Source organism: Pseudokordiimonas caeni, from assembly GCF_026719705.1.
In the GTDB taxonomy this organism is placed as follows: domain Bacteria; phylum Pseudomonadota; class Alphaproteobacteria; order Sphingomonadales; family Kordiimonadaceae; genus Gimibacter; species Gimibacter caeni.
In genome coordinates, this window is record NZ_JAPPRR010000001.1 from 1,096,177 (window position 1) to 1,116,288 (window position 20,112).

Annotated in this window: 21 protein-coding genes; 17 read left to right on the forward strand and 4 right to left on the reverse strand. The window is 60.4% G+C overall.

Annotation, left to right across the window (positions count from 1 at the left end):
- The first annotated feature begins 3 nt into the window (after positions 1–3).
- From der to OU694_RS04965, 4 genes are read left to right on the forward strand one after another with little or no spacing between them, the layout of a single operon-like run.
- Entirely contained in the window at positions 4–1,458 is a 1,455-nt protein-coding gene (gene der / locus OU694_RS04950) for a ribosome biogenesis GTPase Der (protein WP_308909871.1), read from the forward strand.
- A gap of 44 nt (positions 1,459–1,502) precedes the next feature.
- On the forward strand, positions 1,503–2,459 hold the full coding sequence (locus OU694_RS04955; RefSeq protein ID WP_308909872.1) for an ABC transporter substrate-binding protein: 957 nt from the start codon (positions 1,503–1,505) through the stop codon (positions 2,457–2,459).
- Positions 2,456–3,172, forward strand: a complete 717-nt coding sequence (locus OU694_RS04960) for an ABC transporter ATP-binding protein (protein WP_308909873.1) — start codon at positions 2,456–2,458, stop codon at positions 3,170–3,172. Before OU694_RS04955 ends, OU694_RS04960 begins: the two co-directional genes overlap by 4 nt.
- Positions 3,169–3,945: an ABC transporter permease gene (locus OU694_RS04965; RefSeq protein ID WP_308909874.1), complete on the forward strand. Its 777-nt coding sequence runs from the start codon at positions 3,169–3,171 to the stop codon at positions 3,943–3,945. Before OU694_RS04960 ends, OU694_RS04965 begins: the two co-directional genes overlap by 4 nt.
- On the opposite strand, the gene OU694_RS04970 is transcribed toward OU694_RS04965, so the two are convergent.
- Positions 3,829–4,323: a group I truncated hemoglobin gene (locus tag OU694_RS04970; protein WP_308909876.1), complete on the reverse strand. Its 495-nt coding sequence runs from the start codon at positions 4,321–4,323 to the stop codon at positions 3,829–3,831. The genes OU694_RS04965 and OU694_RS04970 overlap by 117 nt on opposite strands.
- Before the next feature lie 162 nt (positions 4,324–4,485).
- Between OU694_RS04970 and OU694_RS04975 the strand changes: the two genes are divergently transcribed.
- Both OU694_RS04975 and cutA read left to right on the forward strand, forming a co-directional pair.
- Positions 4,486–5,523 carry a COX15/CtaA family protein gene (locus tag OU694_RS04975; RefSeq protein WP_308909877.1) on the forward strand — a complete coding sequence of 346 codons (1,038 nt, stop codon included), beginning with the start codon at positions 4,486–4,488 and terminating at the stop codon, positions 5,521–5,523.
- A complete protein-coding gene (cutA, locus tag OU694_RS04980) occupies positions 5,513–5,854 on the forward strand; it encodes a divalent-cation tolerance protein CutA (protein ID WP_308909879.1) in 342 nt (113 codons plus the stop codon). Before OU694_RS04975 ends, cutA begins: the two co-directional genes overlap by 11 nt.
- Positions 5,855–5,862: 8 nt before the next feature.
- On the opposite strand, the gene OU694_RS04985 is transcribed toward cutA, so the two are convergent.
- Positions 5,863–7,002: a nitrilase-related carbon-nitrogen hydrolase gene (locus OU694_RS04985; RefSeq protein WP_308909880.1), complete on the reverse strand. Its 1,140-nt coding sequence runs from the start codon at positions 7,000–7,002 to the stop codon at positions 5,863–5,865.
- Positions 6,999–8,015: an NADP-dependent oxidoreductase gene (locus OU694_RS04990; RefSeq protein ID WP_308909881.1), complete on the reverse strand. Its 1,017-nt coding sequence runs from the start codon at positions 8,013–8,015 to the stop codon at positions 6,999–7,001. Before OU694_RS04990 ends, OU694_RS04985 begins: the two co-directional genes overlap by 4 nt.
- 286 nt (positions 8,016–8,301) lie before the next feature.
- Between OU694_RS04990 and rplM the strand changes: the two genes are divergently transcribed.
- The 5 genes from rplM to OU694_RS05015 all read left to right on the forward strand — a co-directional run bounded on the left by rplM (position 8,302) and on the right by OU694_RS05015 (position 12,258).
- Positions 8,302–8,760 (forward strand): 50S ribosomal protein L13, encoded by a 459-nt coding sequence (rplM, locus tag OU694_RS04995; protein ID WP_308909882.1) that lies wholly within the window; start codon positions 8,302–8,304, stop codon positions 8,758–8,760.
- Positions 8,761–8,765: 5 nt separating this feature from the next.
- A complete protein-coding gene (gene rpsI, locus OU694_RS05000) occupies positions 8,766–9,251 on the forward strand; it encodes a 30S ribosomal protein S9 (RefSeq protein WP_308909883.1) in 486 nt (161 codons plus the stop codon).
- Positions 9,252–9,383: 132 nt separating this feature from the next.
- Positions 9,384–11,345 (forward strand): S9 family peptidase, encoded by a 1,962-nt coding sequence (locus OU694_RS05005; RefSeq protein ID WP_308909884.1) that lies wholly within the window; start codon positions 9,384–9,386, stop codon positions 11,343–11,345.
- A 105-nt stretch (positions 11,346–11,450) separates the two neighbouring features.
- Positions 11,451–11,792, forward strand: coding sequence for a DUF805 domain-containing protein (locus OU694_RS05010; RefSeq protein WP_308909885.1), 342 nt, complete (start codon positions 11,451–11,453; stop codon positions 11,790–11,792).
- 34 nt (positions 11,793–11,826) lie between these two features.
- On the forward strand, positions 11,827–12,258 hold the full coding sequence (locus OU694_RS05015) for a DUF4399 domain-containing protein (protein ID WP_308909886.1): 432 nt from the start codon (positions 11,827–11,829) through the stop codon (positions 12,256–12,258).
- Here OU694_RS05015 and OU694_RS05020 read toward each other — a convergent pair.
- Complete coding sequence (locus OU694_RS05020; protein WP_308909887.1) at positions 12,236–13,492, reverse strand: TIGR03862 family flavoprotein; 1,257 nt, start codon at positions 13,490–13,492, stop codon at positions 12,236–12,238. The two genes, OU694_RS05015 and OU694_RS05020, sit on opposite strands and share 23 nt — an antisense overlap.
- Positions 13,493–13,547: 55 nt before the next feature.
- Here OU694_RS05020 and OU694_RS05025 point away from each other — a divergent pair, with 55 nt between their 5' ends.
- From OU694_RS05025 to argC, 6 genes are all read left to right on the forward strand, one after another.
- Positions 13,548–13,892, forward strand: coding sequence for a 5-carboxymethyl-2-hydroxymuconate Delta-isomerase (locus OU694_RS05025; protein ID WP_308909888.1), 345 nt, complete (start codon positions 13,548–13,550; stop codon positions 13,890–13,892).
- A complete protein-coding gene (locus OU694_RS05030; RefSeq protein ID WP_308909889.1) occupies positions 13,885–15,063 on the forward strand; it encodes a glycerate kinase type-2 family protein in 1,179 nt (392 codons plus the stop codon). The genes OU694_RS05025 and OU694_RS05030 overlap by 8 nt, the downstream gene beginning before the upstream one ends.
- 110 nt (positions 15,064–15,173) lie before the next feature.
- Positions 15,174–17,234, forward strand: coding sequence for a protein-disulfide reductase DsbD family protein (locus tag OU694_RS05035; protein ID WP_308909890.1), 2,061 nt, complete (start codon positions 15,174–15,176; stop codon positions 17,232–17,234).
- Between the two features lie 20 nt (positions 17,235–17,254).
- Complete coding sequence (locus OU694_RS05040) at positions 17,255–17,860, forward strand: thioredoxin family protein (RefSeq protein WP_308909891.1); 606 nt, start codon at positions 17,255–17,257, stop codon at positions 17,858–17,860.
- Positions 17,861–17,959: 99 nt separating this feature from the next.
- Complete coding sequence (gene motA / locus OU694_RS05045; protein ID WP_308909892.1) at positions 17,960–18,832, forward strand: flagellar motor stator protein MotA; 873 nt, start codon at positions 17,960–17,962, stop codon at positions 18,830–18,832.
- 113 nt (positions 18,833–18,945) lie between these two features.
- Positions 18,946–20,067 carry an N-acetyl-gamma-glutamyl-phosphate reductase gene (gene argC, locus OU694_RS05050; RefSeq protein WP_308909893.1) on the forward strand — a complete coding sequence of 374 codons (1,122 nt, stop codon included), beginning with the start codon at positions 18,946–18,948 and terminating at the stop codon, positions 20,065–20,067.
- Positions 20,068–20,112: the final 45 nt, after the last annotated feature.

Genomic DNA, 20,112 nt, shown 5'->3' on the forward strand with positions numbered 1-20,112 from the left:
CAGATGACCTTTACCCTTGCCATTGTGGGCCGCCCCAATGTCGGCAAATCGACGCTTTTCAACCGCTTGGCTGGAAAGCGCCTTGCCATTGTTGACGATACGCCGGGCGTGACGCGCGACCGCCGCATGGCGGAAGGTCGCATTGCCGACCTCGAGTTTCGCCTGATCGACACGGCGGGCCTTGAAGAAGGCGATCCGGGCTCGCTTTCCGACCGGATGCGCAAGCAGACCGAAGCGGCGATCGAGGAAGCCGACATCGCGGTCCTCCTGTATGACGCCCGCGTCGGCCTCACCACCATGGACGAGCATTTCGCGAAGCTGCTGCGCCGCTCGAAAACGCCGATCATCCTTGCCGCCAATAAATGCGAAGGCAAATTCATCCAGCAGGGTGTGTATGAAGCCTATGCGCTGGGTATGGGCGATCCCATCGCGCTTTCGGCCGAGCACGGCGAAGGCCTTGGTGATCTGTATCAGGCGATTGTCGACAAGCTTCAGGAAATCGGCATCGACCCCTACGCCGAGGAAGAGATCGACGAGGAAGCCGAGCGCCGCGCGCGGGAAGCCAACACTGGCCCCGAAGAAGGCGATTTGAATTACGAGTTCGAGGACCCGGAAGACGAGGAAGAGGAAGTAAAACCCCTGCGCCTTGCCATCGTCGGGCGTCCGAATGCCGGGAAATCGACCCTGATCAACGAACTGATCGGCGAAGACCGCATGATCACGGGTCCTGAGGCTGGCCTGACGCGCGATTCGATCGGGGTCGACTGGGAATGGGACGGGCTGCCTGTCCGTATCTATGATACGGCCGGCTTGCGCAAACAGGCCAAGATCAGCGAAAAGCTCGAAAAACTGTCGGTGGCCGATACGATGCGCGCCATCCAGTTTGCCGAAGTCGTTGTGTTGCTTCTGGACGCGGAGCTAGGCGTTGAAAAGCAGGACCTGAAAATTGCCGAGCGCGTGGTTGAAGAAGGCAGGGCGCTCCTGATCGTCCTCAACAAATGGGACGCGGTCGAGAACCGGCTTGAAGTGCAACGCGCCTTCGAGGACGCACTGACCCGCAGCCTGCCGCAGATCAAGGGCGTGAAGACGGTGACCCTGTCGGCGCTGACCGGCAAGGGCCTGCAGCGCCTGATGCCGGCGGTCGAAGAAGTCTATGAAACTTGGAACGCGCGTGTGCCCACGGCCGCCTTCAACCGCTGGCTCCATGAAAAGCTTGAAAAGCACCCGGCACCTTCGGTGAATGGCCGCCGCATCAAGATGCGGTATGGCGCCCAGATCAAGACCCGGCCGCCGACCTTCGCGATCTTCTGCAACCTGCCGGACGATGTGCCGGATAGCTATGTCCGTTATCTTGAAAACGAACTGCGCCGCGATTTCGACCTGCCGGGCGTGCCGCTTCGTTTCATCATGAAGGGCAGCGCCAATCCTTACGAAGGCCGCCGCCGCAAGAACAAGTAGGCCCTGTGAATTGACGCCGCTGCGGGTTCGCCTATAGTGGCGGCATGAAAGCCCTTGTTGCAGCACTGATATTCAGCTTCATCACCTTGCCGGCGCTGGCTGGCGAGGCGCGCACCGCCATCACCTTCGCGACTGATTGGAAAGCGCAGGCCGAGCATGGCGGCTTCTATCAGGCGCTTGCCAAAGGCTATTACCGCGACGCCGGCCTTGATGTGACGATCCGCCCCGGCGGCCCGCAGGTTGATCTGCCGCGCCTGATGGCGGCCGGTGCGCTGGATGTCGTGATGGCCTCGAACGGCTTCCAGCCCTATAATCTTGCAGCAGCCGGTGTACCGGTGAAGGTGCTGATGGCGTCCTTCCAGAAGGATCCGCAGGTCCTGATGGTGCATCCCGACGTGCCGGCCGCAGAGATCGCCGACCTCAAAGGACGGCCCATCTTCATTTCCGATAGTGCGATTTCCACCTTCTGGCCGTGGCTAAAGGCGCGCTTTGCGTTCGAGGACAAGCAGATCCGCAAATATGGTTATTCGCTTGGGCCGTGGCTCGCCAATCCGGGCAGCGTGCAGGAAGGCTATCTGTCGTCCGAGCCCTATAGCGCCACGATTGCCGGGATAGAGCCGAAAGTCTTCCTGTTCGCCGATGCGGGCTACCCCGGCTATGCGGCCATGGTAATGGTGCGGGACGACTATCTGAAAGACCATGAAGCCGCCATGCGCGCCTTCGTGCAGGCCAGTATCAGGGGGTGGCAGGACTATATCCACGGTGATCCGGCTGCCGGCAATGCGCTGATCCTGAAGGATAACCGCGAAATGACACCGGAACTCCTGGCATATGCCGTGAAAGCCATGCACGAGCGCGGCATCGTGGGCGAGGGGGATATCGTCGGCACCATGACGGCTGAGCGCTGGGCGCAGTTCTATAGGGAAATGAGCGAACTTGGCATCCTGCCGAAGGGTCTTGATCCCGCAAGCGTTTACCGGCTGGATTTCACTCGGCCATGATCAATGTCGATAACGTCCGCTTCGGGTACGGGAACGAGGCACCGGTGCTGGACGGGGTGAGCCTGAATGTAGCGGCGGGTGAAATGGTGGCGCTGGTCGGGCCATCGGGATGCGGCAAGTCCACGCTCTTGCGGCTTGTTGCCGGGCTCGAAAAGCCATCAGCAGGCAGTGTCACGCGGGGCGCGGGCTCTGAAACCGGCTTCGTGTTCCAGTCACCGGCCTTGCTGCCGTGGGAAAAGGTCCGGGCGAATGTCGCCCTGCCGCTGGAACTTGCGGGAAAGTCGAACGATGCGGCGGTGCAAGCCTGCCTTGACGCCGCCGGAATTGGCGAGCTCGGGGGTCGTTATCCGGCCAGCCTTTCGGGTGGGCAGGCGATGCGGGTGTCTATCGCCCGCGCCTTGGTGACGGCACCGGAAATCCTTCTATTCGACGAACCCTTCGCTGCCCTTGATGAGATAATTCGCTTTCATCTCAATGATCTGATTCGAAATCTTAAAGTATCGCGTAAGTTCGCAAGCCTGTTTGTGACCCACAGCCTGTATGAGGCTGCCTATCTGGCAGACCGCATCCTTGTGATGGGCAAGGGGCGGCTTCTGGGGCAGGTGGTGCCGGGGATTGATCCCGCACTTCCCTCCAAGGAGCGTCGGGCCGCCCCCGAACTCGCCGCCGCCGTCAGCGCCATGCAGGGCTGGCTCGAGGAGGCTGTGGCATGAAGACGCGCATCCTTGCTCCGGTCCTGTCGCTCCTTCTTGCCATCATCGCGTGGGAAGCGGGTGTTGCGCTGACCGGTGTATCCAAATTCATCCTGCCGGCGCCGTCCGCCATCGGGGCCGAACTGGTGGGCAGTATTCCCGAGTTCGCAAGCTCCGCCGCCTTCACGCTGAAGATCACGCTTCTGGCGCTCGCCGCAGCGTTGCTCACCGGGCTTGTGCTTGCCTTTCTGTTCTCGCTTTCAGGGACCATCGAGGCAGCCCTCAGCCCTATCGCCGTGATCCTGCAGGTGACGCCGATTGTGGCTGTGGCGCCGCTCATTCTCATATGGGTCGGGATCGATAATGTCGAACGGGCGCTCGTCATCATCGCGTGGCTTGCCGCCTTCTTTCCGATCCTTGCAACGCTGACAAGCGGCCTGAAGGCTGTGGACCCGGCGCTTGCCGATCTGTTTCGCCTCTACAAAGCCACGCCCTGGCAGCGCTTCAGCCGCCTGGTGGTGCCGACGGCGCTGCCGTATCTTTTTGCGGGGCTTCGGGTCGGCAGTGGCCTCGCGCTGATCGGGGCCGTGGTGGCCGAGTTCGTAGCAGGCTCGGGCGAGGCCGCCGGGCTCGCCTGGCGGATACTCGAGGCTGGCAACCGGCTGCAGGTCGAGCGGCTATTCGTCGGCCTTTTCTGGCTTATCGCCCTCGGGGTTGGCCTTTACTACAGTGTCGGCCTCGCCGAGCGCTTCCTGTTGAAGCCGCAGCGCGTCGACAAGGGTGCCCTGCATTGACCTGATCTTGCGGTTGCCGAGGATCGCATCTTCGAGATTCCAGGCGAGCATCATGATTTCAGCCACAAGCGCGGGCGTGTGGCCGCATTCCTTGAGCGCGGCCTCGAGGTTCGTCATCGTATGGGCGAAATGCTCGTGTTTTAGCCCGTGGTCCCGCACAAGGTGGGCGTGCGATTCTTGCAGATAGAAGGCCACACCCGTGGTCTGGCCGCAGAAAAGCATGGTCAGCAGGCTACGCTGCATCTGCTGGATGCGTGGCAGCTTGGCGTTCGTGAAGAAGGGCCGGGTGACCGGGTCTTCCAGTTGCTTCTGGTAGAAAAGATCGATGATCTTGTCGAGTGACTCCTGGTCGCCCAGGCGGTCAAGAATGGTCAGCATAAGCTTTGTCCCATATACCTTATCTTCCCATAAGGCGTTGGAATTATGGACGCGTCTTCTGGTTGTGTCAATCCAAACACCAGCAAAGATTGTATTCAAAAGTGACCGGCATAACGGTCGATTGCGCTTGCCCGCCGTGCGAATTGCCGGTAGCAAACCTTCATGAACCAAAGTGTTGCTGATCAGAATTCCCGCACCGTCGGCATCTGGCTAATGGCCGTTGCCGCCATCGTTTTCATCATGGTTGTGGTGGGCGGGATCACGCGCCTGACCGAGTCCGGCCTTTCCATCGTGCGGTGGGAGCCGGTGACCGGCGCCTTGCCACCGTTGACGGATGAGGCATGGCAAGCCGAGTTCCAGCTGTATCAGGCGAGCCCAGAATACAAGCTGAAGAACGCCGGCATGAGCCTTGAGGATTTCAAGGACATCTATTTCTGGGAATGGCTGCACCGCAATATCGGGCGTTTCATCGGCCTTGCCTATTTCCTACCGCTTGTCTGGTTCTGGATGCGAAAGCAAATCCCGGAGGGCTTGAAGCCGCGGCTTGTTGTCCTGTTCCTGCTGGGCGGCGCGCAAGGGACGATGGGCTGGTACATGGTCATGTCGGGGCTCGTCGACGAGCCATCCGTCAGCCATTACCGGCTGACAGCACACCTGAGCCTTGCGCTTCTGTTGTTCGCGCTATTGTTCTGGACCGGGCTTTCATTGCTGCGAACGAGCTGGCAGGAAGCGCCGAAGGGGCTGAAAATCCTCACCCATGTCAGCATGACCATATTGGTGCTGCAGATCGTGATGGGGGCGCTCGTCGCCGGGCTGAAGGCTGGCTATATCTTCAATACCTGGCCGCTGATGGGTGATAGTTTCGTGCCCGACGTGCTGCTGGATATGGAACCTGTTTGGCGCAATTTCCTTGATAACGCCGTAACAGTGCAGTTCGATCACCGGATCGGCGCCTATGTCCTTGCGGCACTCGCGCTTGTCATCGGGGTGAAGGCCTGGGGGCAGGGTGGGCTGGTGCGGCAAGCCGGTGTTCTGGTCCTCCTCACTGTTTTCGCCCAGATTGTGCTGGGTATCGTGATGCTGCTTGCCGAGGTGCCCGTGCATCTGGGTGCTGCGCACCAGGGCGGCGGGGTTGTCGTGCTCGCCGCGTTTCTCAATCTGATGCATGTGATGCGAAAGGGGGCAAGGGATGCCGGATGAAGATATCGTCCAGATCTATATGACGACCGAAAGCGAGGATGTGGCCATCCATATCGCCACCACGCTCGTCAATGAGCGCCTGATCGCCTGCGCCAATCTCTCCAGCGGTACGCGTTCGATCTATCGCTGGGACGATGTGATCCGGCTGGACCGCGAAGTCACCGTGTTCATGAAGACGGTCAAGTCACGCGCCGAGGCCGCTGTTGCCCGCGCGAAAGAACTGCACACCTATGATATCCCTTGCATCGTCACCCTTGATGTGACGGGTGGGCACGCCGAATATCTGAAATGGGTGCGCACGCAGACGGCACCGGTTGCGGTCAGCTTCTGAAGCGCCTTTCAGGGCAGCCAGAGATTATAGATCGCGCCGGTGTCTGCACCGGCTGTACCAGTGTGCAGGACACCATCCGCGACAACGAGCGCATGCCCATCGCCCTTCAGTTCCCAGATATTGCCTTTCAGGAACACATTCATCCCCCAGCGGATATTGTGGGCGGCGGCCTGCGCCGGCAGGGCATATTTCTGCCATGCCTCGCCTTCGCTGATGCGGCCGATATCGCCACGCCATGCGTCACTTTCCGGGGTATCATTGACATAACCGCCCCACGGCGCGTCCCATGGGCCAGTGAGGAACGAGGGCACAAGCAACAGATCGGCGCCTTGATCGGCCAAAACCTTTGTCGTGTCTTCAAACCAGCTGTCGGCGCAGACAAGCACACCGACCGTGCGGCCTGCTGCCTTGAAAACCGGTAACAGATCGGGCCGGCCCTTGGTGGTGAAACCGGTTTCGCTCGGGATCGGGTGAACCTTGCGCACAGCGTCTTCCACAGGTCGTCCGTCCGGCCCGAACATGAAGGACGCGTTGTAAAGGGGGCCGTGGCCGTATGAGAGTGCGTCACCGTCATAGATGCCGGCTGTCATCAAAAGCGTGGAGCCGGCAACGATATGGACGCCATAGTCGTGTGCGAGGCGCCCGAAAATATCGCCGGTCATGGTGGCTACATCTTCAGCGCGGCTGCGGAACACGGCAGCGGCGGCGCGGTCGGCGTCATGGAAAAGATAATAGTTCTTGAGGAAAGACGGCAAGTTCCAGGCGATGATCGGGATCATCGCGCTGGCGGTGGAGCCCGCCCGCAGCGCCCTCGGCTTCTGGTTGGCGGCAACGAGCCATGTGCCGACATGTTCGGGGAACATGACGATCGTGTTGGCGCTGAGCCAGCCCCGAGAGCGGGCAGCATCAAGATAGCCGCGCAGTTTGGCTTCGAACCGCTCGGGCGTGGCATAATCAAGCGTTTCCATGAAAGGCTCGATGCCGACCACATTGGCGGTCGCGCCTGCCTCTGGCCCAAAACTTTCGGCGACCGAAAGGTGCAGCTCCGGCGGTGTGTCAAGGGCAAGCGGCAGCCCCGGCCAGTAAAGGAAGGCGAGGACCGCCGCGATCAGGAGGGCGGCGGAAAGAAGGAGCCGCCGCCAGATCATTCGTCAGCTACCTTGACGATCTGTTTGCCGAAGTTCCGGCCCTTCAGCATGTCTATGAAGGCAGTCGGTGCATTCTCGAGGCCCTCGACCACGCTTTCACGGTATTTGAGCTTGCCTTCCTGCAGCCATTTGGCGCCGACACCGATCCATTCCCGGCAGAGATCCGGGTAATTGACCACGATGAAGCCCTGCATCTTGATGCTGCGACCCACGAGCAGCACGAGGTTGCGCGGGCCTGCCGGCATTTCATCGACCGTCAGATTATAGTCGGCAATCATGCCGCACAGCGCGATGCGGCCATGGAAGTTCATCATGTTGATGGCGGCTTCGAGCATCGGCCCGCCGACATTCTCGAAATAGACATCGATGCCCTTGGGGTTGGCGGCCTTCACGGCGGAGAAAAGGTTCTTCTCGGTCTTGTAGTTGAAGGCAGCATCGAAGCCGAGCTCGTCCTTCAGATAGGCAACCTTGGCGTCGTCGCCGGCCGAACCGGCCACATGGCAGCCCATGTTTTTGGCAATCTGGCCGACGACCTGACCGACAGCGCCAGACGCCGCCGACACATAGACATTCTCGCCTTCCTTCAATGCGCCAATGCCCTTGAGACCAACCCATGCTGTCATACCCGGCATGCCAAGGATGCCGAGATAGTAGGAAAGGGGCGCAAGCTTGGGGTCGACCGGATTGAAGCCCGTGCCATCCGTAACCTGATAGTTCGTCCATCCGCCCATGCCGGCCAGATAGGTGCCTGCCGGAAACTTGCCGCCGTTCGATTCCTCAACACGTACCACAATGCCGCCAACACAGGCTTCACCCAGTTTCCACGGATCGGCATAGCTTTTGGCGTCATTCATGCGGCCGCGCATATAGGGGTCGACCGAGAGATAAAGCGTTTTGACAAGCATCTGGCCAGGGCCGGGTGCCGGCATGTCAGCCTTCACGAGCTCGAAATTGTCGGGCGTTACCCACCCGGTCGGGCGGCTTTTCAGGCGAATCTGCTGGTTTGCCGTCATCGGCTAACTCCCTTCTTTTTACTGCACCGGCTGGTGCGAAATATCCCCGTCCGGCAGAATAGGAGGCCTTTTCGTCCGCTGCAAGCGCTGAAAAGGCCTCAAAAATGTGGGGTATTTAAATACCATAATTTTAAGTATTTGAATTTATTGAATTAAAAAACGCGACGTCCGATAAATCGTCGTTGACAGCCGCCCGTTTCCGCCTATATTGCGCCTCCATATCGAAACCGGGTGTCTTCGGGCACCCAAAGTATAACCCGGATATCCGGAACCGAGGTCCATTGCGATGAAAACCTATTCCGCAAAACCTTCGGAGATCGAAAAGAAGTGGGTTGTGGTTGATGCCGAAGGCGTCGTCCTCGGCCGCCTGGCACAAGCCATCGCCGTCGTTCTCCGTGGCAAGAACAAGCCGACCTACACCCCGCACATGGATTGCGGTGACAATGTCATCGTGATCAATGCCGAGAAGGTGAAGCTCACCGGCAAGAAGCTCTCCGACAAAGTTTACTATTATCACACCGGTCACCCCGGCGGGATCAAAGGCCAGACCGCTGGCGAGATCCTCGAGGGTCGTTTCCCGGAGCGCGTGATCGAGAAAGCTGTCGAGCGCATGATTCCCCGTGGCCCGCTTGGCCGTCAGCAGATGCGTAACCTGCGCGTCTATGCCGGTGCCGAGCATCCGCATGCCGGACAAGAGCCGACAGTGCTCGACGTCGGCGCGATGAATCCCAAGAACAAGAGGTAAGCGCCATGGCCGAACAAAAAGCCACGCTTCAGGATCTGAAGGAAATCACCGGCGACGCAGCTGTTGTCGAAGGTGCTGTCGAGCGCAAGCGCGTTGTTGACGCCCAGGGCCGTTCCTACGCCACCGGCAAGCGTAAAGACGCTGTTGCCCGCGTATGGATCAAGCCGGGTAACGGTAAAGTCACCGTCAACGGCCGCGACCAGGAAGTCTACTTCGCCCGTCCGACCCTGCGTCTGATCGTTGATCAGCCGTTCCAGGTGACGAACCGCGCGAACCAGTATGACGTAATCGCGACCGTTACCGGCGGCGGCCTTTCGGGCCAGGCCGGTGCTGTGAAGCACGGCATTTCGATCGCCCTGCAGTTGGCTGAGCCCGAGCTGCGCGGTGCGCTGAAGTCGGCCGGCTTCCTGACCCGCGACAGCCGCGTTGTTGAACGGAAAAAGTACGGCAAGGCAAAAGCCCGTCGTTCGTTCCAGTTCTCGAAGCGCTAAGCGACACTGGTACAAAGCATTGGGAAAGGCCGCCTTCCGGGCGGCCTTTTCTTTTGTGTGCCGTGCTTGCTGCCCCATTTTCTTTGTGCGAGAGTTGCCACCTCATTAACCATGATGATGGGGATCGGACTCATGCGCTATCTCGTGATCACCGCAGCACTCGCCGGGATGCTGGCCGGCTGCGACAAGCCGGGCGCACCGAAGGCGCCCGATACCAAGCCAGAAACGCCCGCCGAGGCGATGGCACCGTTCCGCACTTATACCGCGGAAGAGCTGTTCAAGAGCACGGCTGTGGTCGCGGCGGCACCCGCCGGTTTTGCTTTTTCCCCCGACGGTACCAGGGTGCTGATGACCAGCGATGAAAGCGGCGCCTTCTCGGTTTATGCCGTCGATATTGCCTCGGGCACGCAGGAACGGCTGACGACACCCGAAGGCAATTCGCACTTTGCCGACAGCTATTTCCCGGCAGATGGCCGCATCCTTTTCCACGCTGACAACAGCGGTGATGAGCTTGATCATATCTGGGTACGCGAGGAAGATGGCAGCGTCAGGGACCTGACCCCTACAGAAAACACCAAGGCCTCCTTCGGCGGCTGGTCGGCGGATGGCAGCGCCTTCTATGTACTGACTAACGAACGCGATCCCAAGGCCTTCGATCTGTATCGCTATGCTGCCAGCGACTATGCCCGTACGCTCGTGTTCCAGAATAACGACGCGCTCGATATCTCCGCCATGAGCCGCGATGGCCGCTGGCTCGCCTTCACCCGGCCGCGCACCAGTGCGGATTCGGACATTCTGGTTGCCGACCTGACGGCTGAAAAGCCGGAGCTGAAACTGATCAGTGAGCATGAAGGCAATATCAGCTATGGCGTTTATGCCTTCACGCCGGATAGTGCCAAACTCATTTACGCGACCGACGAACACGGCGAATGGAACGAGGCATGGTCTTACGATCTCACCACCGGAGAAAAGGCGCCCTATATCACCGCTGACTGGGATGTCTCCTTCGTCGATTTCTCGGCCACCGGCGCTTACCGCTATAGCGGCATCAACGAGGATGGGGTGACGCGGGTGACGGTGGAAAATATCGCGACCGGCGAAAAAGTCGCCCTGAGCGGCCTGCCGGCTGGCGATCTTGCGAGCGTGCGTTTCTCGAAGGACGATAGCCGCATCACCTTTTTGGTGGATAGCGCCAAGTCGCCACGCGACTTGTATGTTGCCGATCTCGCGACCGGCGAAGCGAAAGTGCTGACCCACGCCATGAACCCGGCAGTGGACCCTGCGCATCTGGTGGAGCCGACGGTGGTTCGCTACGAAAGCTTTGACGGTACTGAAATCCCGTCGATCCTATACAAGCCGAAGCAGGCGAGTGCCGAGAACAAGGTGCCGGCAATCGTGTTCGTTCATGGCGGGCCCGGCGGGCAGACGCGGGTTGGCTACAGCGGCATGATCCAGCATCTGGTTAACCACGGTTACGCGGTGCTTGGCGCCAACAACCGGGGTTCTTCGGGTTATGGCAAGACCTTCTTCCATATGGATGACAAACGCCACGGGGAAGGCGACCTTCAGGATATCGTCTGGGGTCGCAAATATCTCGAGAGCCTTGATTGGGTGGACGGCGACAAGGTTGCCATCGTCGGCGGCTCCTACGGCGGCTTCATGGTGGCAGCGGCGCTGGCGTTTGAACCTGATGCCTTCGACGCCGGTATCAATATCTTCGGCGTGACCAACTGGGTGCGCACGCTGAAATCCATCCCGCCCTGGTGGGAAAGCTTCAAGGAAGCGCTCTATGACGAAATGGGTGATCCGGCGACCGATGAGGAACGCCACCGCCGCATCTCGCCGCTGTTCCATGCTGCCAATATCACCAAGCCGCTTCTGGTGGTGCAGGGGGCCAATGACCCCCGCGTGCTGCAGGTGGAAAGCGATGAGCTTGTCGCTGCAGTGCGCGCCAACGGGGTACCGGTCGATTATCTCCTCTTCCCGGATGAAGGGCATGGCTTCCTGCGCAAGGAAAACCGGGTAGCGGCGTCCGAGCGCTACGTCACCTTCCTTGACCAGTATCTGAAGGGCAAGGCACCCGCTGCCGAATGAAACCGCGTGCGGAGGGGAGGGGTATCCCTTTCCTCCGCCTTTTCTTGAAGCCATCCACATTTCGTGAGAGGCTTGAAGCTGCAACATTTTCTCGGGGGAACGAGGATGGATTTCAAGACATCGCTGCAAACATGCTTCAACAAGTTTCTGGTGATCGAGGGGCGCGCGCGCCGCTCGGAAGCCTGGTGGTTCTATCTTTTCTGCTTTGTCGCCGGCATTGTGCTGTCGCTGGTATCAAGCGCGTTGCACTGGCTTTTCAGCCTTGCGACCCTTGTGCCGTCGATCACCGTCGGTGTACGGCGGCTGCAGGATACGGGCAAAAGCGGCTGGTGGCTGCTTCTGGCCCTTGTCCCTGTTGTCGGCTGGATCGCCGTCATCATCCTGCTGGCGCTGCCCGGCACCCCTGGCCCCAACGAATATGGGGAAGATCCGACCCTGGCCGCCTGAGGCCTGACTGCAAATCTGAAGAAAGACGAATAAGATGAATGTTCTTGGTAAAATCGTGCTTGGTTCCATCGTAGCGGGCCTGGCTTTCGGTTCCGTGGCTGCAAGTGACAGAACGCCTTCAAAGCCTGACGCGAAAGTCTATTTCATAACGCCCGCTGACGGCGACAAGGTGGCCAGCACTTTTGTGGTACGCTTTGGCCTTTCGGGGATGGGTGTGGCACCGGCTGGCGTCGAGAAGGAAGGCACCGGACACCATCACCTGATCATCGATGCGCCGCTGCCGCCGTTTGACGAGAATATCCCGATGGATGAAAACCATGTCCATTTCGGCGGCGGGCAGACCGAGGTGACGGTGACCCTGCCGGCGGGCAAGCACACCCTGCAGCTACTGCTGGCCGACCAGAATCATATCCCGCACGATCCGCCGGTCTATTCGCAGCAGATCACCGTGACGGTGGCTGACTGAGCCACCGGATAGCGCCAGACCCTGCGGCCCTGCCGGTGGCCATCGAGGCCGTCAGCAGGTAGCCGCCGGTCGGCGCTTCCCAGTCAAGCATTTCGCCTGCTGCAAACACGCCGGGCCTGCTTTTCAGCATATAATTTTCATCAAGCGCATCCTGCCGGATGCCTCCCGCCACGCTGATTGCCTCGGCAATCGGGCGCGTGCCTGTGACACGCAAGGGCAGGGCCTTGATGAGGTGTGCGAGCCTTGCCGAATCCTGCATGGCTTCCTTCGGGGTCAGCGCCTTCAACAGGCCAAGCTTGACGGGCGACAGGCCAAGCGAGCCTTGAAGGAACGAGGTGAGCGACTTTTTGAGCGATCGGTGGGCGAGGGCGTCCTTGAGAGAGCCCACGCTGCGGTCCGGGGCGAGGTCCAGCATCAACGGGGTCGCAGGGTCACGCCCGATTGCATCGCGCAAAGGGGCAGAAATGGTATAAACGGCGGTGCCTTCGATCCCCCGTTCGCTTACCACGAATTCACTGCGTACGCTGGTGCTGCCGACGCTGAGGCCCACGGGCTTGACCGGCGCGCCGGCGAACCGTGTGATGAAATCAGGGGCCCAATCGACCGTGAAACCGCAATTGGCAGGGCGGAACGGCGCAACGATATCGGGCATAAGCCTCGCCCATGCGCCGTCCGAGCCGAGCCGCGGCCAACTGGCGCCGCCCATGGCGAGGATGGTGGTGGCCGCCCGCACCTGTCGCTCGCCATGCGGCGTTGCGAAGGTCAGTCGCCCATCGTCCGCCCATCCGCTGAAAACGTGCTTGAACTGGAAATCGACGCCAAGCTCGCGGAGTCGCGCGAGCCAGGCGCGCAAGAGCGGTGCGCCTTTCATGACCACAGGGAAGACCCGACCCGATGAGCCGACGAAGGTTTCAACGCCAAGCCCGTTGCACCAGTCGGTCAGATCAGCAGGTGTGAAGGCATCAAGCGCTGGCTTCAGCCAGTCGGCCGCTTCCGCATAGCGCGCGACGAAGTATTCATAGGGTTCGCTGTGGGTGATATTGAGGCCGCTTTTGCCTGCCATCAGGAACTTGCGGCCGGCGGACGGCTTGGCGTCATAAACGGTGACGAGATGCCCGGCGCCGGCGAGCATTTCGGCGGCCATCAGCCCGGCAGGACCAGCCCCTATCACGGCAACGCGCCTGCCACCTATCGCCTCTGCAACCATTTGATCCGCAACCGTTTGATTAGCCATTCAGCGCCGCTTATAAGAAGGCACGCGTTAAAATGCCACAGGGAAGGAAAGTGTTGTGCCGCATATCATTGCCGAATATTCGCGGGAAATCGAGCGATCAGCCGATATCAAGGCATTGGTGCGCCTGCTGCACGATAGCGCCATGGAAAGCGGGCTTTTCACCGCACCTTCGATCAAGACACGCGCAGTGCCGGTTGATCATGCCCTTGTTGGTGGCAAGGACGGGAATTTCATGCATGTGACGGTGCATCTTTATAAGGGCCGCACGACAGAGCAGAAACTCGCACTGACAGAACTTTTGCTGCAGCGCCTTGCCAGCCTGAAACTTCCGCTGAATAGCCTAAGCATCGACGCGATCGACACCGACAAGGATGTCTATGTGAAAATCGAAGATGACTGATCAGATGGTTGATTGGCCCGCGCATGTGCAGGCGATTTATGATGCGGTGACTTCGGCGGCGGAACCGGCACGTCTGACAGCGGCAAACCTGCCAGATGGTGACGCCTACGCGGGCATCCGCATCGTGGCGCTCGGCAAGGCGGCGGTTCGAATGGCGCGAGCGGCAGAAGAAGCTTACGCCGCGCACCCTTATGTTTCAGGTGTCGTCGTCGCCAAGTCCGACGAGGGATGGACGCCCGCACGCCTGCGCTTCATGCCGGGTTCGCATCCCGTACCGGACGAGCGTTCGCTGGCGGCAGGTGAAGCCGCGCTTGAGGTCGCGGCAAGTGCCGGACCGGATGACCTATTCCTTGTCCTTCTGTCCGGCGGTGGTTCGGCCTTAGCGGTTGCTCCTATGGAAGGTGTGACGCTTGCCGATAAACAGGCAGCGGTGAAGGCGCTTCTGGCGTCCGGTGCGCCGATTGACGAGATCAACGCCAAGCGGCGACAGATGTCGCGGCTCAAGGGTGGAGGCCTCGCCCGCGCGGCGCAGAGGGCGCGGGAGATTGTCACGCTGGCCTTGTCCGATGTCGTGGGTGATGACCCTGCCACCATTGCATCCGGCCCCACATGGCTTGGCGAAAATGACAGGTCGGCGCGCTACGAGCTTATCGGGAGTGGCCGAACCGGGATTGATGCCGCCATCGCTTATGCTGCGGAGCAGGGTTGGGATGTGATCGACTGGGGCGACGCGATCGTCGGCGATGTGCGCATCGTGGCGAAGGATCATGCGGTGAAGCTTCGCGCGGTGCAGGCAGGTATCGCGAAACCGACGCTCGTTATTTCAGGCGGGGAGCTGACCTCGACCTTGCCGGAAAATGCCGGCGCAGGTGGCCCCAATCAGGATTATGTGCTGAGCCTGATGGCAGCGCTGGATGGAACTGCCGGCATCTATGGGCTCGCCTTCGACACCGACGGGTGTGATGGCATCGGCGGCGGGGCCGGGGGCTGGTTCACACCGGAAAGCCTGGCGGATGCCCGGGCCATGGGGCTTGATGTCAGTGCCAGCATGCAAGCCTACGCGAGCCTTGATTTCCTCGCTACCCTCGGGACCCATATCCCGGAAGCGGCGAGCGGGACGAATATCAATGATTTCCGCGCGGTGCTGCTGTTGCCTCTCACCGGGGACTGACACATATGTGAGGTGACCGTGGGGCCTGTGGCACGGTAAGAGAGATAACCGAACGTCGATCGCCAAGGGGAGTTGTTGCGCGGATGTTTGCCGGTTTCAGGAAAACGCTGGTGGCTTTGGCCATGGTTGCAGGCAGCACGCATGCCGCCCCCGGCGCCGAGGTATCGCTCAGTGAAAGCCACAGCAGTGCAGCACTCCTGACCGCCGCGGACGGTGTGGCCCCGGGCAGTACGGTACGGCTTGGCTTCACGGTTTCGCCGCGCGATCACTGGCATAGCTATTGGCTCAATCCGGGCGACAGCGGCCAGGCGACTATTCTGGATTGGGAACTCCCTAAAGGCGTCACCATCTCCGCGCCCGATTATCCTGTACCCGGCAAGCTGCCGGTCGGCCCCCTGATGAACTATGGCTATGACGGCGACGCCACGATCCTGATGACGCTCGCGGTGCCGAAGGATTTCACCAGCAGCGAGGTGAAGATCGGCCTTGATGCCGAATGGCTGGTCTGCGAGATCGAATGCGTCCCCCAGATGGGCCGGTTCGATATCACGCTGCCGGTTGGCGCCACGACTGTGCCGAGCGACGAGGCCGTGGCGATCCGTGTCGCCGAAAGCAAACTCCCGGAGCCCGCATGGTGGGACAGTCGCGTTACCCTTGAGGGTGACACGGCCACGACCCTCACCGTGATGATGAGCGAAGAAGAAGCAACGGAGGTAACGGAAGCCTATTTCTATCCCGCCAGCGAAGGTGTCGTCGACTATGCGGCGCCCCAGACTTTCAAGACGGGTGCCGAAGGGCTGATACTTTCCCTGCAGCGCAGTGCCGGCGCGCCGCGCCCGGAAACAGGCAAAGGTATTCTGACGCTTTCCCTCGCCGATGGCACATCGCTTGCCATGATGCTGGATGCAGACCTGTCTGCTGCGCCGGTCATGCCGAACGCTTCGGCACCCGCTGTGCTGGCTGACGCCATGCCGCTGTGGCAGGCGGCCCTTTTCGCGCTTGTCGGCGGGTTGGTGCTGAACCTTATGCCCTGCGTTTTCCCGATCCTGTCGCTGAAGGCCTTTTCACTCGCCAAATGTGCGGGCAAGGCCGATGCCCATCACCGGATGGAAGGGCTGGCCTATACAGCCGGTATTCTCACTACATTCCTTGCGATCGCCGGCGTCCTTCTCGCCCTACGGGCAGGGGGCGCGGCCATCGGCTGGGGCTTCCAGCTGCAGGAGCCAATCTTTGTTGCCCTGATGGCGATGCTGATGCTTGTGCTTGGCTTGTCGCTTGCCGGGTTTATCAATATCAGCACCGGCTTTGAGGGGGCGGGGCAGGAGCTGGCGGCATCGGGCGGGGCCAAGGGCGCTTATTTCACCGGTGTGCTCGCAACGCTTGTTGCCACACCCTGCACGGCGCCCTTGATGGGGCCTGCTGTCGGTTTCGCACTGACGCAACCTGCCGTCATCGGTCTGATCACCTTCCTGATGCTGGGGCTTGGCATGGCACTGCCGTTCCTTGTGCTGTGCTTCAGCCCTGCCGCCATGAAGCGCCTGCCGAAACCCGGCCCCTGGATGAATGTCTTCAAGGAAGCACTGGCCTTCCCGATGTTCGCGACTGCCCTTTGGCTTGTTTATGTGTTCAGCCAGCAGACCGGCATCCCGGCGACCTTCGGGCTTTTACTTGCCATGCTCGTGCTGGCCTTGGCCCTGTGGATATGGCGCACGGGCACGAAGGGGTTTGTGCGCGGACTTGCACTTTCCATCGGTGCCGTCAGCCTCGCCCTTGTCATCTGGACATCCGGTGCGCGGGTCGAACAGAAGGTGGCAGCGGGCGACAATACCGTTGCCTACAGCGCCGCAGCGCTTGAAGGACTGCTCGCTGATGGTGGCCCTGTTTTCGTTTATTTCACCGCCGACTGGTGCATCACCTGCAAGGTGAATGAGCGCGTGGCGCTTGACCGCGACGACACGCAGGCACTGATCGCCGAGCGCGGAATCAAGGTGGTGAAGGGCGACTGGACCAACCGCAACGCCGAGATTGCTGCCGTTCTGGCCGCCCACGGCCGGGCCGGTGTGCCGCTTTATCTTTTCTACCCCGCAGGTGCGCGCAACCCGATCGTGCTGCCTGAAATTCTCACCCCCGGCGGCTTGCAGGATGTACTCGCCGGCCGCCAAACCAGCTGATCAAGGAAGGAGACACTGTCATGATCCGTTTTGCTCCGGTTTTGTTGTCGATTGCCGCCTTCACGCTCCCTGCGCTTGCCGCCCCCGAAGTGGGCAAGCCAGCCCCCGCCTTCACCGGCACCGATACGGCTGGGGCCACTGTCAGCCTCGCCGACCTGAAGGGCAAGCCGGTGATCCTTGAATGGACCAATCACGAATGCCCCTATGTGAAAAAGCATTATGAAGGCGAGAATATGCAGCGCCTGCAGGCCGAATTCGCAGAAAAAGGCGCCATCTGGCTCACTGTGATTTCCTCAGCCCCCGGCACTCAGGGCAATGTGGACGCCGCAACCGCCGACAAGCTGACTGCTGACCGTGGCGCATCGCCTGCGCATGTGCTGCTGGATGAGGCAGGCACGATTGGACGCGCTTATGAAGCCCGCACGACGCCCCACATGTTCCTGATCGATGAAGCCGGTGTGCTGCAATATATGGGTGCGATCGATGACAAGCCCTCGGCAAATCCCAAGACGCTCGATGGTGCCCACAATTATGTTGAAGCTGCATGGGATGCCATGAAGGCTGGCAAGGCCGCCGATCCCGCCTCGACCAAGCCCTATGGCTGTTCGGTGAAATACGAAGGCTGAGGCTAAAGCCGGCCGCATGAATCGTTAACAGGCTTGCGCCTGCCTCTAACCACGGTAAGATACCGTCAGATTTCGGATTTTCAGGGCAGGCGCTGATCAATGTTTCTGTTCATCGGGCTGATAGTTGTATTTGTGATGGTGTTCGGCGGCTTCATGATGGCCGGCGGCAAGTTCGACATCATCCTTCACGCAGCCCCGCACGAGCTGATCACCATTTTCGGCGGTTCCCTCGGCGCCTTCATCATCGCCAACTCGACCCGCGTGATGAAGCAGAGCGCCGCGGCTTTCGGCAAGGTTATCAAGGGACCGACATGGAAGGCGGAGGACTACAAAGACCTCCTGTGCCTGATGTTCATCCTTGTGAAGACGATCCGCTCCAAGGGTGTGGTGGCCGTTGAAGCCCATATCGAAAACCCGCACGAATCAAAAATCTTCCAGAATTTCCCGAAGATCGCGCACGACCATCATGTGGTTGATTTCATCTGCGACTATGTACGCATGATGACGATGAACTTCGAGGATCCGAACCAGATGGAAGACGCGATGAATGCGGACCTTGAGAAGCACCACAAGGAAGAGCATGAAGCCCAGCATGCCCTGCAAACGATGGCGGATGGCCTGCCGGCTATCGGTATCGTGGCCGCCGTGCTTGGTATCATCAAGACCATGGCCTCCATTTCAGAGCCTGTTGAAATCCTTGGTGCGATGGTGGGGGGTGCGCTTGTCGGCACGTTCCTTGGCATCTTCCTGTCGTACCTGATGATCGCGCCGGTCGCGGGCCGCTATAACCAGATCCTTTTTGAGGACGGCCACTTCATGAATCTCGTGAAGGTCATTCTGGTCGGTCACCTGCAGGGGAATGCCCCGCAGATCTCCGTGGAACTTGGCCGACGAGCCGTGCCGGGCCACCTGATGTGCAGCTTCATCGAACTTGAAGAAGCCATCGCAAATCTGCCGCCGGATCTTTCCTGACGGGCAGTAACAGGGTCGGCACAGCCGGCGCCGGTTCCAGAGTAGAAGCAATCCCCGGGAAAGGCCGGCCATTTTTGGCCGGTTCTCCCATATCCAAATGACGGAGCATGAAAATGGATAAGAAGCTGCGCGTCGGTGTCCTTGGTGCCAGCGGTTACACTGGTGCCGATCTCATCAGGCTGCTCGTTTGCCATCCGAATACGGAGATTGTGCTGCTGACAGCCGAGCGAAAGGCTGGCCAGTCGATCGAATCCGTTTTCCCGCACCTTGGCGGTTATGGCCTGCCGGACCTGATCTCGCTCGATGATGTGGAATGGCCTGCCGTTGAGCTGGACGTGGTTTTCTGCGCACTGCCGCACGCCACGAGCCAGGAAGTGATCAAGGGCCTGCTGCATTCGGTGAAGCACAGCATCTTGGAAGAAATGGTCGCAGAAAGCCCGTCATCGCTTGCCGATCGTATTCAGGGCGAGGTGAAAGTGATCGACCTGTCGGCCGATTTCCGCCTGCGCAACACTGAAACCTACGGCGAATGGTACGGCCGCGCCCATCAGGCGACCGACTTGCAGACCAAAGCTGTTTACGGCTTGCCGGAACTGTACCGCGAAGCGGTGGTAAAGGGCGCGCTTGTCGCTTGCCCCGGCTGCTACCCGACGGCTGCTCTCCTCGCGCTTGTGCCGTTGTTGCGTGCCGGGCTAATCGAGGCCGAAGATATCATCATCGATGCCAAGTCCGGTGTTTCGGGTGCCGGGCGCAGCCTGAAAGAATCGAACCTTTTCGTGGAAGTAGCCGAGGCTATGCATCCCTACGGCGTCGGTCACCACCGGCACATGCCGGAAATCGAGCAGGAACTGGCGGTGGCCGCCGGCAAGCCGGTGACCATCAGCTTCACGCCGCATCTGGTGCCGATGAACCGCGGTGAGCTTGAAACCATCTATGTCCGTCTCAAGGACGGTGTCAGTGCTGACGATCTGCGGGCCCACTGGATGGATGTTTATGACCTCGCACCCTTCGTGCAGGTGATGGAGAAGGGCGGCATGCCCTCGACCCGCGCTGTGCGGGGCTCCAACCGTTGTTCGCTCGGCGTGTTCGAGGACCGCATGCCGGGCCGTGCCATTCTTGTTTCGGCCATCGACAATCTGGTGAAGGGCTCGTCGGGGCAGGCGATCCAGAATATGAACCTGATGTTCGGGCTGGATGAAACCACCGGCCTGATGCAGGCACCGATGTTCCCGTGACGGCGCTTTACCGCGAAACCGACTGCGGCGGGCGGCTCACCCCCT

Excerpts from the sequence above, each read along its gene's own strand:
- der (WP_308909871.1), top strand. The coding sequence starts at position 4 with ATGACCTTTACCCTTGCCATTGTGGGCCGCCCCAATGTCGGCAAATCG.
- OU694_RS04955 (WP_308909872.1), top strand. The coding sequence starts at position 1,503 with ATGAAAGCCCTTGTTGCAGCACTGATATTCAGCTTCATCACCTTGCCG.
- OU694_RS04960 (WP_308909873.1), top strand. The coding sequence starts at position 2,456 with ATGATCAATGTCGATAACGTCCGCTTCGGGTACGGGAACGAGGCACCG.
- OU694_RS04965 (WP_308909874.1), top strand. The coding sequence starts at position 3,169 with ATGAAGACGCGCATCCTTGCTCCGGTCCTGTCGCTCCTTCTTGCCATC.
- OU694_RS04970 (WP_308909876.1), bottom strand. The coding sequence starts at position 4,323 with ATGCTGACCATTCTTGACCGCCTGGGCGACCAGGAGTCACTCGACAAG.
- OU694_RS04975 (WP_308909877.1), top strand. The coding sequence starts at position 4,486 with ATGAACCAAAGTGTTGCTGATCAGAATTCCCGCACCGTCGGCATCTGG.
- cutA (WP_308909879.1), top strand. The coding sequence starts at position 5,513 with ATGCCGGATGAAGATATCGTCCAGATCTATATGACGACCGAAAGCGAG.
- OU694_RS04985 (WP_308909880.1), bottom strand. The coding sequence starts at position 7,002 with ATGATCTGGCGGCGGCTCCTTCTTTCCGCCGCCCTCCTGATCGCGGCG.
- OU694_RS04990 (WP_308909881.1), bottom strand. The coding sequence starts at position 8,015 with ATGACGGCAAACCAGCAGATTCGCCTGAAAAGCCGCCCGACCGGGTGG.
- rplM (WP_308909882.1), top strand. The coding sequence starts at position 8,302 with ATGAAAACCTATTCCGCAAAACCTTCGGAGATCGAAAAGAAGTGGGTT.
- rpsI (WP_308909883.1), top strand. The coding sequence starts at position 8,766 with ATGGCCGAACAAAAAGCCACGCTTCAGGATCTGAAGGAAATCACCGGC.
- OU694_RS05005 (WP_308909884.1), top strand. The coding sequence starts at position 9,384 with ATGCGCTATCTCGTGATCACCGCAGCACTCGCCGGGATGCTGGCCGGC.
- OU694_RS05010 (WP_308909885.1), top strand. The coding sequence starts at position 11,451 with ATGGATTTCAAGACATCGCTGCAAACATGCTTCAACAAGTTTCTGGTG.
- OU694_RS05015 (WP_308909886.1), top strand. The coding sequence starts at position 11,827 with ATGAATGTTCTTGGTAAAATCGTGCTTGGTTCCATCGTAGCGGGCCTG.
- OU694_RS05020 (WP_308909887.1), bottom strand. The coding sequence starts at position 13,492 with ATGGCTAATCAAACGGTTGCGGATCAAATGGTTGCAGAGGCGATAGGT.
- OU694_RS05030 (WP_308909889.1), top strand. The coding sequence starts at position 13,885 with ATGACTGATCAGATGGTTGATTGGCCCGCGCATGTGCAGGCGATTTAT.
- OU694_RS05040 (WP_308909891.1), top strand. The coding sequence starts at position 17,255 with ATGATCCGTTTTGCTCCGGTTTTGTTGTCGATTGCCGCCTTCACGCTC.
- motA (WP_308909892.1), top strand. The coding sequence starts at position 17,960 with ATGTTTCTGTTCATCGGGCTGATAGTTGTATTTGTGATGGTGTTCGGC.
- argC (WP_308909893.1), top strand. The coding sequence starts at position 18,946 with ATGGATAAGAAGCTGCGCGTCGGTGTCCTTGGTGCCAGCGGTTACACT.